Origin of the sequence: Edwardsiella ictaluri ATCC 33202, assembly GCF_000264785.1 — a bacterium.
GTDB lineage: Bacteria > Pseudomonadota > Gammaproteobacteria > Enterobacterales > Enterobacteriaceae > Edwardsiella > Edwardsiella ictaluri.
In genome coordinates, this window is sequence record NZ_AFJI01000100.1 from 15,591 (window position 1) to 31,859 (window position 16,269).

General features: G+C 59.4%; 16 protein-coding genes. All 16 read left to right on the plus strand.

Features of this window, described 5'->3' with window-relative positions; all coding sequences use genetic code 11:
• Positions 1-8: 8 nt before the first annotated feature.
• The 16 genes from fdx (at position 9) to nrfA (ending at position 16,254) form a co-directional block, all read left to right on the plus strand.
• Complete coding sequence (gene fdx / locus EIEH_RS14810) at positions 9-344, plus strand: ISC system 2Fe-2S type ferredoxin (protein WP_015872416.1); 336 nt, start codon at positions 9-11, stop codon at positions 342-344.
• A 1-nt stretch (position 345) separates the two neighbouring features.
• A complete protein-coding gene (iscX, locus tag EIEH_RS14815) occupies positions 346-546 on the plus strand; it encodes a Fe-S cluster assembly protein IscX (RefSeq protein ID WP_015872415.1) in 201 nt (66 codons plus the stop codon).
• Positions 547-676: 130 nt separating this feature from the next.
• Complete coding sequence (pepB, locus tag EIEH_RS14820) at positions 677-1,978, plus strand: aminopeptidase PepB (protein ID WP_015872414.1); 1,302 nt, start codon at positions 677-679, stop codon at positions 1,976-1,978.
• A gap of 67 nt (positions 1,979-2,045) precedes the next feature.
• Positions 2,046-2,912, plus strand: coding sequence for an enhanced serine sensitivity protein SseB C-terminal domain-containing protein (locus tag EIEH_RS14825; RefSeq protein WP_035610113.1), 867 nt, complete (start codon positions 2,046-2,048; stop codon positions 2,910-2,912).
• A gap of 312 nt (positions 2,913-3,224) precedes the next feature.
• Positions 3,225-3,656, plus strand: a complete 432-nt coding sequence (gene ndk, locus EIEH_RS14830; RefSeq protein WP_015872411.1) for a nucleoside-diphosphate kinase — start codon at positions 3,225-3,227, stop codon at positions 3,654-3,656.
• Between the two features lie 250 nt (positions 3,657-3,906).
• Positions 3,907-5,079 carry a dual-specificity RNA methyltransferase RlmN gene (rlmN, locus tag EIEH_RS14835; RefSeq protein WP_015872410.1) on the plus strand — a complete coding sequence of 391 codons (1,173 nt, stop codon included), beginning with the start codon at positions 3,907-3,909 and terminating at the stop codon, positions 5,077-5,079.
• Between the two features lie 81 nt (positions 5,080-5,160).
• Complete coding sequence (gene pilW, locus EIEH_RS14840) at positions 5,161-5,913, plus strand: type IV pilus biogenesis/stability protein PilW (RefSeq protein WP_035610115.1); 753 nt, start codon at positions 5,161-5,163, stop codon at positions 5,911-5,913.
• Positions 5,903-6,928: a cytoskeleton protein RodZ gene (rodZ, locus tag EIEH_RS14845; RefSeq protein WP_015872408.1), complete on the plus strand. Its 1,026-nt coding sequence runs from the start codon at positions 5,903-5,905 to the stop codon at positions 6,926-6,928. The genes pilW and rodZ overlap by 11 nt, the downstream gene beginning before the upstream one ends.
• 25 nt (positions 6,929-6,953) lie before the next feature.
• The gene (gene ispG, locus EIEH_RS14850; RefSeq protein WP_015872407.1) at positions 6,954-8,081 is read left to right on the plus strand and encodes a flavodoxin-dependent (E)-4-hydroxy-3-methylbut-2-enyl-diphosphate synthase; all 1,128 of its coding nucleotides are present in this window, start codon (positions 6,954-6,956) and stop codon (positions 8,079-8,081) included.
• 106 nt (positions 8,082-8,187) lie between these two features.
• Entirely contained in the window at positions 8,188-9,462 is a 1,275-nt protein-coding gene (hisS, locus tag EIEH_RS14855; protein WP_015872406.1) for a histidine--tRNA ligase, read from the plus strand.
• Between the two features lie 13 nt (positions 9,463-9,475).
• Complete coding sequence (locus tag EIEH_RS14860) at positions 9,476-10,096, plus strand: YfgM family protein (protein ID WP_015872405.1); 621 nt, start codon at positions 9,476-9,478, stop codon at positions 10,094-10,096.
• Positions 10,097-10,107: 11 nt separating this feature from the next.
• Positions 10,108-11,286 carry an outer membrane protein assembly factor BamB gene (bamB, locus tag EIEH_RS14865; RefSeq protein ID WP_015872404.1) on the plus strand — a complete coding sequence of 393 codons (1,179 nt, stop codon included), beginning with the start codon at positions 10,108-10,110 and terminating at the stop codon, positions 11,284-11,286.
• 134 nt (positions 11,287-11,420) lie between these two features.
• A complete protein-coding gene (gene der / locus EIEH_RS14870) occupies positions 11,421-12,905 on the plus strand; it encodes a ribosome biogenesis GTPase Der (protein ID WP_015872403.1) in 1,485 nt (494 codons plus the stop codon).
• Positions 12,906-13,163: 258 nt separating this feature from the next.
• The gene (locus EIEH_RS14875) at positions 13,164-14,120 is read left to right on the plus strand and encodes an AEC family transporter (protein ID WP_015872402.1); all 957 of its coding nucleotides are present in this window, start codon (positions 13,164-13,166) and stop codon (positions 14,118-14,120) included.
• A 9-nt stretch (positions 14,121-14,129) separates the two neighbouring features.
• On the plus strand, positions 14,130-14,354 hold the full coding sequence (locus EIEH_RS14880; protein ID WP_015872401.1) for a zinc ribbon domain-containing protein: 225 nt from the start codon (positions 14,130-14,132) through the stop codon (positions 14,352-14,354).
• 451 nt (positions 14,355-14,805) lie between these two features.
• Positions 14,806-16,254, plus strand: coding sequence for an ammonia-forming nitrite reductase cytochrome c552 subunit (nrfA, locus tag EIEH_RS14885; RefSeq protein ID WP_015872400.1), 1,449 nt, complete (start codon positions 14,806-14,808; stop codon positions 16,252-16,254).
• The last annotated feature ends 15 nt before the right edge of the window (positions 16,255-16,269 follow it).

Below are 16,269 nucleotides of genomic sequence, written 5' to 3' on the forward strand. Positions count from 1 at the left end.
ATATAAACATGCCAAAAATCGTATTTCTGCCCAATCAGGAACATTGCCCGGATGGGGCGGTGATCGAGGCCCAGAAAGGCGAGACGATCCTGGACGCAGCGCTGCGTAACGGGATTGAAATCGAACATGCCTGCGAGAAGTCCTGCGCCTGTACCACCTGTCACTGCATCGTCCGAGAAGGCTTTGACTCCCTTACTGAGAGCAGCGAGCTGGAGGATGACATGCTGGACAAGGCCTGGGGCCTGGAGCCGGAAAGCCGCCTGAGCTGTCAGGCACGGGTTACTGATGAAGACCTGGTGGTCGAGATCCCGCGCTACACCGTTAACCATGCGCGGGAGCACTGAGGTGGGACTAAAATGGCACGATAGCCGCGCCATCGGCGAGGCGCTATATGACGCGCACCCGGATGTCTCTCCACAGAGTGTGCGCTTTACCGATCTGCACCGCTGGATCTGTAGCCTGGATGATTTCGATGACGATCCGTCAGCCTCCAGTGAAAAAATTCTGGAAGCCATCCTGCTGGTCTGGTTAGATGAGGTTGAGTGAGAAGGGCCTCCCCACCGTTGAGTCGGCGCGGGAGTTGGCCTGGGCAAGCCACCCGTAGGGGTGGCTTTTTACTATAGACCGTCCGCGAAGTCCGTTCGCGGGGGGCCGCGAAGCAAGCGGGAGAACACGTATGACCAATGAATTGATGTCGGTCCATTTATCAAGTCAGACCGCAGATACGCGCTGGGGCAGCGATGCGCTGCTGAGCGCGGATACTCAGGGGATGACCATTCACGCGGGAGAATCACTGGACCACGGGGTGATTCAGCGCGCCGCGCGCCGCCTAGATACCCAGGGGATGAAGCAGGTCTCTCTGCAGGGGACGTCGTGGAGCCTGAGCGCCTGCTGGGCGTTTTGGCAGGGCTTTCGCAACCCGAAGGGCGGGCAGTATGTGCAGTGGCCTGCGCTGAGCGTCGCCGATCGCGCTGAGCTGGATCGTCGGCTGCTTAATATCGACTGGGTGCGCGATACCATCAATACCCCGGCAGAAAATCTGGGGCCGACTCAGCTGGCGCAGCGCGCGGTCGATCTGCTGTGCGCGCAGGCCTGCGACAGTATTCACTACCGCATCATTAAGGGCGACGATCTACGCGAGCAGGGCTATATGGGACTGCACAGCGTTGGCCGAGGCTCTGCGCGCGCGCCGGCGTTGCTGGAGCTGGATTACAATCCGGGCGGCAAGCCTGATACACCGGTGTTGGCCTGCCTGGTCGGGAAAGGGATCACCTTTGACTCCGGCGGCTATAGTCTGAAGCAGACGGCTTTCATGGACTCCATGAAATCGGATATGGGTGGCGCGGCATTGGTGACCGGCGCCCTGGCGCTGGCGATCGCGCAGGGACTGCAGGCACGGGTCAAGCTTTACCTGTGCTGCGCGGATAACCTGGTCAGCGGCAATGCGTTCAAGCTGGGTGATATCATTCCGTATCGCAACGGTAAACGGGTTGAGATTATGAATACCGATGCCGAAGGGCGCCTGGTGCTGGCTGATGGTCTGATCGATGCCTCGCGTCAGGCACCGCGTATGATCATTGACTGCGCCACCCTGACTGGCGCAGCCAAGACCGCGGTCGGCGGCGACTACCATGCGTTGCTCTCTTTTGACGATGAGCTGGTGGCGGCGCTGCAAGAGAGCGCGGATCAGGAGGAAGAGCTGTTCTGGCGCCTGCCGTTGGCGGAGTTTCACCGTAGCCAACTGCCCTCCGCCTTTGCTGATCTCAGCAACGTGGCAGGGGTGGCGCACTCGGCCGGTGCCAGCACCGCGGCGGCTTTCCTGTCGCACTTCGTCACTGACTACCGGCAGGGCTGGCTACACATTGACTGCAGCGCTACCTACCGTAAGGTGGCGGTGGATCAGTGGTCCGCCGGAGCGACCGGTATTGGCGTACGGACGCTGTCGCGCCTGTTGTTGACACAGGCTGGGCGCTGCTGACGTTGGCATCATGGTTCCGCCGAATGGCGGAGCCTGCATCGGTCAAGGAAACACGGAAATAGGAGAGATGACGGTGAGTACCAGTACCCGCGATACCCCCCCCGATCACGATGATCGTCAGCATGAGCACGATCACCATCACGAAACCCCCGAACAGCGGCTCGAATCCAGCCTGGTTCAGGCGGCGGCCGAACCGGCCTATCTGGCGCTGTTTTACCGTGCGCTGCTGTCGTCGACGGTCTATCTTCCGGCCCGGAGAGAGGAGATAGCGGAGGCGGACGGCGATACGCTGGCGATCGAACACTGGGAAATGGAGGATGGCACGCGGGTGATCCCCTTTTTCTCTACGCCGGCGCGTCTGCAGCAGGCGCTGACGGATGATGGTCCCACGTCTTGGCACGCACTTCCGGTCCGTGAGTTGTTCGCCCTGACCCGCGGTGAGACGCTGTTTTTAAATCCCCGCACGGAGGCGGGCAAGGCCTTCTACCCGCCGGAGGTGGCGATGCTGCTGGAGAGCGGTGGCATGGCTCACCCACAGACGCTGTCGATCGATGGCGGCGCCGCGATCCGTATCGGACCGGCGGAGCAGACGCCGGAGGCCCTGCAAAGTGGACTGGTCACCCTGTGTGGTCAGCGTAACCTGGTGCGGAGTGCCTGGCTGGCGCGTTTTCAGGATCTGGCCTGCGATGCGCAGCCGGTGCTGCTGCTGGCGCTGGAGCTGGAGGGAAGCGATGAAGCCGCGCATCAGGCGCTGATCCGCGAGGCGGGCACCTTGGCCAGCGCTTTGCTGGATCTGGAGGAGACGATCGACGTCTGCTGCCTTCGCCGTGATGCGCAGGATCCGCTGGCTGACTATCTGCGCACCCACGTGACGCCGCTGTATCAGCGCCGCTGGGGCGGCTGGCTGCGCAATGCCATCGCGACGGGGCATTAGCCCGCCAAATCCTTATCCTGCCTACCGCTGGTGGGGTTCCCTGCAGTATGTATTAAAATATTCATATTTTTTTAACAAATTAACGCAACTGCCATAGTCAACCCCACGGCGCCCTCTTATAATCGAAGCTGCCAGTGTACGTGCCGCAGATCAGCAGGCAACGGGTCGGCAGGGTATTATCGGTAAAGATAATTTTAAGTAAAATCTTTCGATAACTCATGGTGTTAGCGTGGCCGGGTGGCTTTCTTTCGTCGCTGTTGCGCCGTAGAATCCCGCGCGGATGTTGATTAAAGCTGTCTGACAGGGGTAGACATGACCTTAGAACGTACCTTTTCCATCGTAAAACCAAACGCGGTGGCCAAAAATGCCATCGGCGCCATCTACGCACGCTTTGAGTCTGCCGGTCTGAAGATCGTCGCCGCCAAAATGGTGCACCTGACGCGCGAGCAGGCGGAAGGCTTCTACGCCGAACATCGCGAGCGCCCTTTCTTTGACGGCTTGGTGACCTTCATGACCTCTGGCCCGATCATGGTGCAGGTGTTGGAAGGCAATGATGCGGTGCGTCGCAACCGTGAAATTATGGGCGCCACGAATCCGGAAAGCGCGCTGGCCGGTACGCTGCGCGCCGACTATGCCGATAGCCTGACAGAGAATGCAGTGCACGGCTCCGATTCTCCGGCCTCTGCCGAACGCGAAATCGCCTATTTCTTCAGCGCCGACGATATCTGCCCGCGCACCCGCTGAGCGCCATGCCAGCGCGCCAAAATCCCACCCGACTGCATTATCGCCATGGTATCGGTAGGCGAGAGTGGGTACAATGTGCCGCCCCGTGCTTTCTCCGGGGCGTTATTGTATGCCAGTTTCTGTCCTCTCCGCCCGTAGGGTAGGGAGCAACGAGCCGCAAAGTGTAACAACGAGGCCTGTTTATTTTATGTCCAAGAATCCTTCATTGCATTCGGGCACTGCGTCCGATGCCACAGCCATCGAGTCTCCCTTGTCTGATATTCATGTAACGCCAGTTTTTGCTGACGCCGCGCCGTGTGCTTCTCCGGCACCGGAAAAAATTAACCTGCTCGATCTGGACCGTAGGCAAATGCGCGAGTTTTTCGTCCAGATGGGCGAAAAGCCGTTTCGCGCCGATCAGATCATGAAGTGGATCTACCACTATTGCTGTGATGACTTTGACGCGATGACCGACATCAATAAGGTGTTGCGAGCTAGGCTCAAGCAGGTGGCAGAAATCCGTGCGCCGGAGGTGGCGGTAGAGCAGCGCTCCTCTGACGGTACCATCAAATGGGCGCTGCAGGTGGGCGATCAGCGGGTGGAGACGGTCTATATTCCGGAAGACGATCGGGCCACTCTGTGCGTCTCGTCCCAGGTGGGCTGCGCCTTGGAATGCAAATTCTGTTCGACGGCCCAGCAGGGCTTTAACCGTAACTTGCGGGTATCGGAGATTATCGGTCAGGTATGGCGTGCGGCAAAAATCATCGGTGCGCAGAAAGTGACCGGTAATCGTCCGATCACCAACGTGGTGATGATGGGCATGGGGGAGCCGCTGCTCAATCTGACCAACGTGATCCCGGCGATGGAGATTATGCTGGATGATTTTGGCTTTGGCCTCTCCAAGCGTCGCGTCACTCTGTCGACCTCCGGGGTGGTACCGGCGCTGGATAAGCTGGGCGATACGATCGACGTGGCGCTGGCGATTTCGCTGCATGCGCCGAACGATACTATCCGCGATGAGATCGTGCCGATTAACCGCAAGTACAATATCGACATGTTTCTGGGATCGGTTCGCCGCTACCTGGAAAAGTCCAATGCCAATCAGGGGCGAGTGACGGTAGAGTATGTGATGCTGGATCATATTAACGACGGTACGGAGCACGCGCACCAGCTGGCGGAGTGCCTGAAGGATACGCCTTGCAAGATCAACCTGATCCCGTGGAATCCCTTCCCGGGAGCGCCCTTTGGCCGCAGCTCCAACAGCCGTATCGATCGTTTCTCCAAGGTGCTGATGGAGTATGGCTTTACCGTTATCGTGCGTAAGACGCGCGGCGACGATATTGATGCCGCCTGCGGTCAGCTGGCGGGAGAGGTCATCGACAGAACTAAACGGACCCTGAAGAAGCAAGCGGCAGGGGAACCTATCAACGTGCGTGAAGTCTGATGTAGGGACGAACGGCCGCCTGTGACGGCGGCGCAGCGCCAGACACCGGCTGAGCCGCACACGGATGTAGCGGAGCAAGGGATGAAAACGACGACGGCGCTGATGTGTGCAGGCGTTGCGCTGTTGCTCTTCGGGTGTGCCGATACCCCGGAGGCGCCGGGCATAGCGACCGATACGGTCATATTGGCGCCTGAAGCACGGGCGCAGGCTGCGCTCGATCGCGGTGATATGACTCAGGCGCAGCAGGCGTTAGCGCAGCTGTCCGCCGAGGCGCCCGGTGATTATCGTCGCTCACTGCTGACGGCGCGCTATCAGCAGCTGAGCGGCCAGCCGCAGGCGGCCGCGCAAAGCTATCGCCAGGCGCTGGCGTTGGCGCCGGACAACGGCACCGTTATGAATAATTACGGTGCGTTTCTCTGCAGTTTAGGGCAGTATGTAGCGGCGCAACAACAGTTTAACGCGGCAGCGCGTCTGCCGGATGATGGCTGGGTCGCCGAGGCTTTTTTTAGCGCGGGGATCTGTTTTTTACGTGCTGACCGGCCCGATGACGCTCGCAGGTTATTTGCCCGTGCGTTAAAGGCCGATCCGCAGCAGGGGACACGTCTGCTGGGCGAGGCCGCACAGACGTTACAACGGGGTGACCGCACGGATGCACGATTGATGTTGGATGTTTACAATCATATTTTGCCGGTTTGCGCCGATAGTTTATGGCTACAAATCCGTTTCGCTGCGTTAGATGGGCGCCAGACGAATCTCCAACGTTATGGCAAGCAACTGGCGCGAAATTTTCCACAATCCCAACAGTACCAGCAGTTCCTAGCGAATGAATACTGAAGCCTCCCAAGATCAAGCAGTACCGATGAGCACCGGCGAGCGTCTGCGCCAGGGCCGTGAGCGTTTAGGTCTCACCCAGCAGCAGGTGGCCGAACGCCTGTGCCTGAAGCTCTCAACCGTACGCAATATTGAAGAAGACAAGGCTCCGGATGGTCTGGTATCGACCTTTGTCCGTGGCTATATCCGTTCCTATGCCAAGCTGGTGCAGATCCCCGAGCAGGAGATCGCCCCGCTGTTAGCCAAACATCCCCCTGTTCGGGTGGTAAAAATGGCGTCCATGCAAAGCTTTTCGCTGGGCAAGAAGCGTAAGAAACGCGAAGGTTGGCTGATGACCTTTACCTGGCTGGTGATCTTTGTGGTGATCGGCATTACCGGGTCTTGGTGGTGGCAGAACCATAAGGCTCAGCAGCAGGATATCGTGGAAATGGCCGATGAGTCGTCGGCTCAGTTGGCTAAGCAGCAGGATGCTCAGCCGGTCGAACTATCTGCCCCCGATACTGGCCGTGCGCCGTCGATGGCCAGCGACAGCGCCGCGCCAGCCGTGACCGAGAGTGCTAAGGTGGGCATGCCGACCACTGTTGCTCCGATCAACACACAGAGCAGCATGCAGGACACGACAGCTGCGCAGAGCGCTGCTCCAGCGCAGGAGAGTGCTATCGTGGCACCGAGCCCGGCTGGCGTGACGCCGCTCTCCGGAACGACGTTGCCTATTGCCGCCGCGAGCGTGGCACCGGGCAGCGTGGGCGAAGACTCTGAAAGCCCATTGGTGATGCATTTCAGCGCCGACTGCTGGCTGGAAGTACGCGATGCCAGCGGCAAGGTACTGTTCAGCGGGCTGCAGCGTGCCGGTGGTAAGCTCGATTTGGCCGGTAAGGCACCCTATCGTCTGAAGATCGGGGCGCCGGCGGCAGTTCAGATCCAGTATCTGGGTAAGCCCGTTGATCTGAGTAGTTTCATCAAGTCAAGTCAGGTTGCCCGTTTTACGTTAGACGCGCAGTCTGCGGCGGCTAACTGAGCTATAGCCAGTGCGGAGAGAAGTCATGCATAGTACTCCATCCCCCATTAAGCGCCGTAAATCGACGCGTATCCATGTCGGCAGCGTGCCGATCGGTGACGGCGCACCCATCACCGTCCAGTCCATGACCAACACCCGCACCACCGACGTCGATGCGACAGTGGCGCAGATCCGTGCACTGGAGCGGGTCGGAGTGGATATTGTGCGCGTATCGGTGCCCACCATGGAGGCGGCCGAAGCATTTCGTTTGATCAAACAGCAGGCGCAGGTACCGTTAGTAGCCGATATTCACTTTGACTACCGTATTGCGCTGAAGGTTGCGGAGTATGGCGTAGACTGCCTGCGTATCAATCCGGGCAATATCGGTAATGAGAGCCGGATCCGCTCGGTGGTTGACTGCGCGCGCGATCGCGGTATTCCGATCCGCATCGGTATTAACGCCGGATCACTGGAGAAGGACATCCAGGAGAAGTACGGCGAGCCGACGCCGCAGGCGTTGTTGGAGTCGGCCATGCGCCATGTCGATATTCTGGATCGCCTCAACTTTGACCAGTTTAAGGTGAGCGTGAAGGCTTCCGACGTGTTCCTGGCCGTTGACGCCTACCGTCTGCTGGCGGCGCGTATCGATCAACCGCTGCATTTGGGGATCACTGAGGCCGGGGGTGCCCGCAGTGGCTCGGTGAAGTCTGCTGTCGGGCTGGGGATGCTGCTGGCGGAGGGGATCGGTGATACCCTGCGCGTATCGCTGGCCGCCGATCCGGTAGAAGAAGTGAAGGTGGGATTTGATATCCTCAAGTCGCTGCGCATCCGCTCGCGCGGGATCAACTTTATCGCCTGTCCCACCTGCTCCCGTCAGGAGTTTGATGTGATCGGAACGGTGAATGCACTGGAACAGCGCCTGGAAGACATCATCACGCCGATGGACGTATCGATCATCGGCTGCGTGGTCAATGGACCCGGCGAAGCGCTGGTCTCAACCTTGGGCGTGACCGGCGGACACAATAAGAGCGGCTTCTATGAGGACGGCATCCGTCAGAAGGAGCGCTTTGATAACAGTGCGATCATCGATCTACTGGAGGCGAAGATCCGCGCTAAGGCCGCCATGCTGGATGAAAAGATGCGCATTGGCGTCACGACGCTGGACGATCGGTGATGGCGGGCGGCGCGTTCTGGCGCCGCCGCTGTTTGCCCGCGTTGAAGAGGGGGCGTGAATCCCTCTATAATCGGGCCAGTTTTTGCAAATTACATAGAGAGTTGACGTGGCTAAGAATATCCAGGCCATTCGTGGCATGAACGACTATTTGCCGGCAGATACGGCGCTGTGGCAGCCGATTGAAGCGGCGCTTAAGCAGGTGCTGGCCAGCTACGGCTACAGCGAAATCCGTTTGCCGATTGTAGAGCAGACCCCGTTATTCAAACGCGCCATCGGTGAAGTGACCGATGTCGTTGAAAAAGAAATGTATACCTTCGAGGATCGCAATGGCGACAGCCTGACCCTGCGTCCGGAAGGCACCGCTGGCTGCGTGCGCGCCGGTATCGAACATGGTCTGCTGTACAATCAGGAGCAGCGTTTGTGGTACATCGGGCCGATGTTCCGCCACGAACGTCCGCAGAAGGGGCGCTATCGTCAGTTTCATCAGTTGGGGGCTGAGGTGTTTGGCCTGGCCGGTCCCGATATCGATGCGGAAATCATCATGATGACCGCCCGCTGGTGGAAAGTGCTGGGGATTGCCGATCACGTCACACTGGAGCTGAACTCCATCGGCTCACTGGAGGCGCGTGCCGCCTACCGCGACGCCCTGGTTGCCTACCTGGAGCAGTATAAGGACCAGCTGGATGAAGATTGCCTGCGCCGTATGTATAGCAATCCGCTGCGCGTGCTGGACTCGAAGAATCCACAGGTACAGGCGCTGCTGAACGCGGCTCCGCGCCTGTCCGAGTATCTGGACGCCGACTCCCGCGCACACTTTGACGGCCTGTGCCGTCTGCTGGACGACGCCGGGATCGTCTATACGGTCAACGAGCGTCTGGTGCGCGGGCTGGATTACTATAACCGCACTGTGTTTGAGTGGGTTACCACCAGCCTTGGTGCTCAGGGCACCGTCTGCGCAGGAGGCCGTTACGATGGCCTGGTGGCGCAACTGGGCGGTCATGCGACGTCGGCGGTGGGTTTTGCCATGGGGCTGGAGCGTCTGGTGCTTTTAGTGCAGGCAGTTAATCCGGCCTTCCTGCCGCAGCGCGCGGTCGATGTCTACCTGATCGCCGCCGGCGAGGGCACCCAAAGCGCGGCGATGCGTCTGGCGGAGCAGCTGCGCGACGCCCTGCCGACGCTGCGTCTGATGACCAACTACGGCGGCGGTAACTTCAAGAAGCAGTTTGCCCGTGCCGATAAATGGGGCGCCCGCATTGCGCTGGTGTTGGGCGAGAGCGAAGTACAGAGTGGTCAGGTGAACGTGAAGTGCCTGGCAAGCGGTGAACAGCAGACCGTGGCGCAGGATCAGGCCGCGACGCTGCTGGCAACCCTGTTGGGCTAAGGAGCAGGAAACAGTGGAAGTCTATAGCACAGAGAACGAACAGGTTGATGCCATCCGCCATTTCTTCCAGGAGTATGGCAAGACGCTGGTGGTGGGCGTGGTGATTGGCATCGGTGCGCTGCTCGGCTGGCGTTACTGGGTTGGTCATCAGCAGGCCAACATGGCGCAGGCTTCCCAGTCCTATCAGCTGGCCAGCGAGGCGCTGAGCGGCGGAAAGAAGGACGGTGTGATGCTCAGCGAAGCCTTTATCAAAGAGAATGGCAACAATTACGGCGTACTGGCGGCGCTGCAGCTGGCGCAGTATGAGGTTGAGAAGTCTGACTTCGCCAAGGCGCAGACCCAACTGGCCTGGGCGGAGGGGCAGGCCAAAGATGTAAACCTGAAGGCCCTGAGCAACCTGCGTCTGGCGCGGGTACAGCTTCAGGAGAATCAGCTGGATGCGGCGCTGAAAACCCTGGACGGTGTCACGGCTAAAGGGTGGCAGCCGTTGGCCCAGGATATACGCGGCGACGTGCTGCTCAAGAAAGGCGACGCCAAGGGCGCGCGTGAGGCCTATAGCAAAGGGCTAGCGGAGAGCGCCTCCCAGTCGCTGCAGGCGCTGCTGCGGATGAAACTGAATAATTTATCCAGCTAAGGGGATAATCGATGCAATTGCGTAAAACGCTCCTGGTCGGCTTACTGTCAGCAACCATGCTGAGCGGATGCTCCTGGTTCGGCGGCGAGACGGATACGGTCGTTATGGCCCCGCTGCCGCAGGTAGAGAACCAGTTTACGCCGCAGACGGTATGGCGCCGTTCGGTCGGTAACGGTGTCGGTGACTTTTATTCCCATCTGCGTCCGGCGTTTCAGGATAACCATATCTACGCCGCTGACCGCCAGGGGCTGGTGATGGCGATGAACGCCGAAAACGGCGATAAGCTGTGGTCGGTGAATCTTGGCGAGAAAGAGGGCTGGTTCTCCCGCAGCGATGCGCTGCTGTCCGGTGGCCTGACTGTCTCCGGCAGCAAGGTCTATGTCGGTTCTGAGCATGCGGTCGTCTATGCGCTGAACAGCGATGACGGCAGCATCGCCTGGAAAACCACGGTGGCAGGTGAGGCAATCTCCCGTCCGGTGGTCAGCGACGGTTTGGTGCTGATCCACACCTCTAACGGTATGCTGCAGGCGCTGGATGAGAGCGATGGTACGATCAAGTGGACCATCAGCCTGGATATTCCGTCGCTGACCCTGCGCGGCGAATCCGCACCGGCGGTGGCCTATGGCGCCGCTATCGTCGGCGGTGATAATGGTCGCGTCAGTGCGGTACTGTTGCAGCAAGGGCAGATGATTTGGCAGCAGCGGGTGGCTCAGCCGAACGGTGCGACCGAGATCGATCGCCTGAATGATATCGATATGACGCCGGTGGTGGTGGACGGGGTGGTGTATACCCTGGGCTACAACGGCAGTCTGTCCGCGCTGGATCTGCGTTCTGGCCAGATCGTCTGGAAACGCGATATGGGCGGGGTGAATAATATCATCGTCGATGGCGGACGTATTTATCTGGTGGATCAGGATGGCCGCGTCGCCGCCATGAGCACCAGCGGTGGCGTTGCACTGTGGAAAAACAGCGAGCTGCTGCACCGCGGCGTAACGGCGCCGGTGCTGTACCGTGGCTATCTGGTGCTCGGTGACTCTGAGGGCTACCTGTACTGGATCAATCCGGATGATGGTCGTCTGGTGGTTGAGCAGAAGCTGAACGGATCCGGCCTGCTCAGCGCCGGGCAGGTGGCGGGCGATAACCTGATTATTCAGGCGCGCGATGGTGACGTTTACGCCATCTCCCGTTGATTTATAACATGATATAGGGCGGCTTTCGCCGCCCGGAACGGCTCCTGATGACCTCAGGGGCCGTTTCGTCTTCTGCATATTTTCCCGTCGCCGACGGCGGCGGGGAATGACATTACGTAATAGAGGCTTCAACAATGATACCTGTCGTCGCGCTGGTCGGGCGCCCGAATGTGGGGAAATCCACCTTATTCAACCGGTTGACGCGTACCCGCGATGCGTTGGTCGCCGACTTCCCCGGATTAACCCGAGATCGCAAGTATGGTCGTGCTGAAGTAAACGGTCACGAGTTTATCATTATCGATACCGGCGGTATCGACGGCACCGAAAACGGGGTCGAGACCCACATGGCGGAGCAGTCGCTGATGGCGATTGAAGAGGCCGATATCGTGCTGTTTCTGGTCGATGCCCGCGATGGCCTGCTGCCGGCGGACGAGGCCATTGCCCGCCATCTGCGCAGCCGCGATAAGGCGACGTTCCTGGTCGCCAACAAAACCGACGGCATTGACGCCGAGGTGGCCGTCGGGGACTTTTATTCCCTGGGTATGGGGGAGGTTCACCCTATCGCGGCCTCCCATGGGCGCGGTGTGACCCAGCTTATCGAAGATGCGCTGGTCCCGTTTATTCCACAGGAAGCGCCGGCACCGGTGCTGAGCGAGGAAGAAGAGAACGCGGCCTACTGGGCGGAGCTGGAGGCGGAAGCCGACGGCGAGGCACAGGAGGAGGAAGAGGCGTTTGATCCCATCAATCAGCCCATTAAAATTGCGATTGTCGGGCGTCCCAACGTCGGTAAGTCCACGCTGACCAACCGCATCCTGGGCGAAGACCGGGTGGTGGTGTATGACATGCCGGGCACCACCCGCGACAGTATCTATATTCCGATGGAGCGTGACGAGCGCGAATACGTTCTGATCGACACCGCCGGGGTGCGCAAGCGCGGCAAGGTTACGGATACCGTTGAGAAGTTCTCGGTCATCAAGACGCTGCAGGCGATTGAAGATGCCAACGTGGTGCTGCTGGTGATCGATGCCCGCCAGGGGATCTCCGATCAGGATCTTTCTCTGCTCGGCTTTATCCTCAATAGTGGGCGCTCACTGGTGGTGGTGGTCAATAAGTGGGACGGCCTGAGCCTGGAGGTCAAAGAGCAGGTGAAGGATATGCTGGATCTGCGTCTGGGATTCGTCGACTTCGCCCGTATCCACTTTATCTCCGCTCTGCACGGCAGCGGTGTGGGCAACCTGTTCGAATCGATTCAGGAAGCCTACGAAAGTGCCACCCGCCGCGTCAGCACCGCGATGCTGACCCGCATTATGACCATGGCGCAGGATGACCATCAGCCGCCGATGGTGCGCGGGCGCCGGGTGAAGCTGAAGTATGCGCACGCCGGGGGCTATAACCCACCGATCGTGGTGATCCACGGTAACCAGGTGAAGGATCTGCCGGACTCCTACAAGCGCTACCTGATGAACTACTTCCGCCGCTCTTTGAACGTAATGGGGACGCCGATCCGCATTCAGTTTAAAGAAGGGGATAACCCGTTCGCCAATAAGCGCAACACCCTGACGCCAAACCAGATGCGCAAGCGTAAGCGTCTGTTGAGCCACCTGAAAAAGACGAAGTAATCGTTAATAGCGGGACACATTGGTGTCCCGTTTTTTTTGACCCGGTCCTATGTTAGGCTATTTATCGTACCTGTTCTGGGCGTCCTTGACGCTCATGTTGACCGCGCGTGATACGCGCGGCGGGAGTGGGCCCAGGCGGTTTCCGTCGGTGAATGATTCCCTACGGCGGCATGGCGTCGGCCTTCCCCAGTCGACGGCAGTCGACGGACTTGGCTTTGCGCCGCCCGCTATCCTTCCCGCCTGTAACAAGGATGTGCTATGTCCTGGGAGACCTGGAGTTTTGCCTTCGGCGTTACTGTTCCTAACCTGCTGATGCTGCTGGTCGGCATACTGCTGCGCCGTTGCCAGCTGCTCGACGACCGCTTTTGCGACAGCGCGACCCGGCTGGTATTTAACCTGTCGCTGCCCTGCCTGCTGTTTTTCAGTATCGCCACCGCACAGGCCTCTCTGCGGCAGAATCTGCCTTTTGTGCTGTATGGTGCAGGGGCGACGCTGCTGAGCTTTCTCCTGCTGGAGTGGGTATCACGCTGGCTGGTACGCGATCCGCGGGAACGGGGGATTTTCGTTCAGGGCGGCTTTCGCGCCAATACGGCGATTGTCGGCTTGGCCTACTGCGCCAGTGCCTACGGCAGCGAGGGGGTTGCCATCGGTTCGCTCTACATGGCGGTGACGGTGATCCTGTTCAACGTCCTGTCGGTGATCACCCTGACGCGCTCACTGTACGGCGACGGACAGCGTGGGGTTGGCTGGCGCACTATGCTGCGTGGGATCGTCTGCAATCCGCTGATCATTGCTATCATGCTGGGGCTGCTGTGGAGCACGGTCGGCCTGCCGATGCCGCAGGTGATACACGCGACCGGTAACTTTCTGTCCGCCATGGCCCTGCCCCTGGCGCTGCTGTGCGCCGGCGCCAGCATCGACTGGCGAGCCATGTTCGGCGCCTCGAACGTGGCGGGATATGCCTCGCTGGCCAAGCTGCTGCTGGTGCCACTGCTGCTGACCAGCGGCGCCTGGCTCTGCGGTTTCCGCCATGTTACGCTGGGGGTGATCTTTCTGCTGAGCGCCACGCCGACGGCGGCGGCGAGTTACGTGATGACCCGGGCGATGGGCGGCAATGCGACGCTGGCGGCGAATATTATTGCCATTACCACCCTGGGATCGTTTTTTACCACGGCGCTGGGGCTTTACTTCCTGCGTCAGTGGGGCCTTATTTAGGAGAGTGTGATGCAAGCTAGCTGTCCGCAGTGCCAGCATGAGCTACAGTGGCAGCAGGATGGGCGCTTTTTCTGCCCATCCTGCCGTCAGGCCTATCGCCGTGAGGCGCGCTGTCCCCAGTGCCAGCAGCCGCTACAGGAGCTGAAAGCGTGCGGTGCTGCTGATTATTTCTGCCCGCATGGGCATGGGCTGATCTCTAAAAAGCAGCTGCACATACGCTATATTTCCTGCTAAATACAGATTCATTTTTAATTATATTTAAATACCCCAATTGGGGTATTTTTTATTTATTGTGATTTAATTTTATAGATTTTATTTTTTATGTCGTAATTTACGCATAATTCCTCTGTATAAATTCTCGGTTACATTTTCTCCGTGTTTTAAATTGCAGAATACATCTTTGCCCAGTGTGGTGTTTATCGGTGTTGATCAAAAACAATATTTTTTATCTGGGTTTTGCTATTCATGCTAGGCGTGACAAATAAAAATTAAGCTGCGCACGGAGTGGGGCGTTTTTTATTTTCCGGTGGTCGGGTGATATTTCCCGAGAGGCGGTGGCAGGGATTACTTTATCGACTTGGTGAATCTATGTTCACCCTTACGCCCACGGATGTGCGATGTATAACTCATAACCTGCGTGCCATGACCCGTGTGCGACAGGGATATAACTCTGGATGGAATGCTTATGATTAAGGTAAGCAATGCGCTGCAGCGTATTTTGATCGGCGCCGCACTGGCGCTGTTTGGCGGCGGGGCCCAGGCGGCCGCCGCGGATTCCGCCGCCGCGGCAGAGAAGGCGCCGCCGAAGATTGAGGCGCGCAACGATCGCTTCGCCGCGCCGCACCCTGACCAGTATGCCTCCTGGAAGGCCACCGCCGAGCAGAGTGAAATTAGCGATGCGCTGGCGGAGGATCCACGCTTGGTGATCCTGTGGGCCGGCTACGCCTTTGCTAAGGACTATAACAAGCCGCGCGGCCACGCCTATGCGTTGACCGACGTGCGCGAGACCCTGCGCACCGGTGCGCCGATGAAGCCGGAGGATGGGCCTCAGCCGATGGCCTGCTGGAGCTGTAAGAGTCCGGACGTGGCGCGGGTGATCGCGGAGCAGGGAGAAGCGGCCTATTTCCACGGTATGTGGGCGCGCGGCGGGCCGGAGATCGTCAACGCCCTAGGCTGTGCCGACTGCCATAATACTGCCTCCGATGACTTTGCCGCCGGCAAACCGGCCCTGCAGCTGTCGCGCCCCTACGCCGCGCGGGCGCTGGAGGCGATTGGCAAACCGTTCGATAAAGCCAACCGCATCGATCAGCAGTCGATGGTATGCGGTCAGTGCCACGTGGAGTACTACTTCTCCGGCAAGGATAAAACCGTCAAATTCCCCTGGGATCAGGGCACCAGCGTCGATGAGATCGAGGCCTATTACGACGGTATTGCCTTTACCGACTGGGTTAACCCGCTCTCCAAGGCGCCGATGCTGAAGGCGCAGCACCCGGATTATGAGACTTGGCGCGCCGGGATCCACGGACAGAACAACATCTCCTGCGTCGATTGCCATATGCCGAAGGTGCAGAACGCCGAAGGCAAGCTGTACACCAGCCATAAGATAGGTAATCCATTCGATAGCTTTGAGCAGACCTGCCGGACCTGTCATACCCAGGATAAAGCGACGCTGCAGCAGACCGTGGCCAAGCGCAAGCAGGATGTCAATGAGATCAAGCTGAAGGTTGAGGATCAGCTGGTACGGGCGCACTTTGAGGCCAAGGCCGCTTGGGCCGCCGGTGCCAGCGAGGCCGAAATGCAGCCGATCCTGACCGACATTCGCCACGCCCAGTGGCGCTGGGACTTCTCTATTGCCTCCCACGGCGTGCATATGCATGCGCCGGACGTCGCGCTACGGATGTTGGGCACCGCGCTGGACAAGGCGGCCAATGCGCGTACTCAGCTGGTGCGGGTGCTGGCTAACCACGGCGTCAACGACGCGGTACCGCTGCCGGATATCTCCACCAAGGCGCTGGCGCAGCAGGCGCTGGGGATGAATATGCAGCAGTTTACGCAGGAAAAGCAGACTTTCCTGAATACGGTTGTTCCTGAGTGGGAAGCCCAGGCGCGCAGCGCCGGGCGCCTGGACCATTAACCCCTGCGCCCCGCG

Excerpts from the sequence above, each read along its gene's own strand:
- EIEH_RS14875 (WP_015872402.1), top strand. The coding sequence starts at position 13,164 with ATGTCCTGGGAGACCTGGAGTTTTGCCTTCGGCGTTACTGTTCCTAAC.
- ispG (WP_015872407.1), top strand. The coding sequence starts at position 6,954 with ATGCATAGTACTCCATCCCCCATTAAGCGCCGTAAATCGACGCGTATC.
- nrfA (WP_015872400.1), top strand. The coding sequence starts at position 14,806 with ATGATTAAGGTAAGCAATGCGCTGCAGCGTATTTTGATCGGCGCCGCA.
- rodZ (WP_015872408.1), top strand. The coding sequence starts at position 5,903 with ATGAATACTGAAGCCTCCCAAGATCAAGCAGTACCGATGAGCACCGGC.
- EIEH_RS14825 (WP_035610113.1), top strand. The coding sequence starts at position 2,046 with ATGACGGTGAGTACCAGTACCCGCGATACCCCCCCCGATCACGATGAT.
- pepB (WP_015872414.1), top strand. The coding sequence starts at position 677 with ATGACCAATGAATTGATGTCGGTCCATTTATCAAGTCAGACCGCAGAT.
- fdx (WP_015872416.1), top strand. The coding sequence starts at position 9 with ATGCCAAAAATCGTATTTCTGCCCAATCAGGAACATTGCCCGGATGGG.
- EIEH_RS14880 (WP_015872401.1), top strand. The coding sequence starts at position 14,130 with ATGCAAGCTAGCTGTCCGCAGTGCCAGCATGAGCTACAGTGGCAGCAG.
- der (WP_015872403.1), top strand. The coding sequence starts at position 11,421 with ATGATACCTGTCGTCGCGCTGGTCGGGCGCCCGAATGTGGGGAAATCC.
- ndk (WP_015872411.1), top strand. The coding sequence starts at position 3,225 with ATGACCTTAGAACGTACCTTTTCCATCGTAAAACCAAACGCGGTGGCC.
- bamB (WP_015872404.1), top strand. The coding sequence starts at position 10,108 with ATGCAATTGCGTAAAACGCTCCTGGTCGGCTTACTGTCAGCAACCATG.
- pilW (WP_035610115.1), top strand. The coding sequence starts at position 5,161 with ATGAAAACGACGACGGCGCTGATGTGTGCAGGCGTTGCGCTGTTGCTC.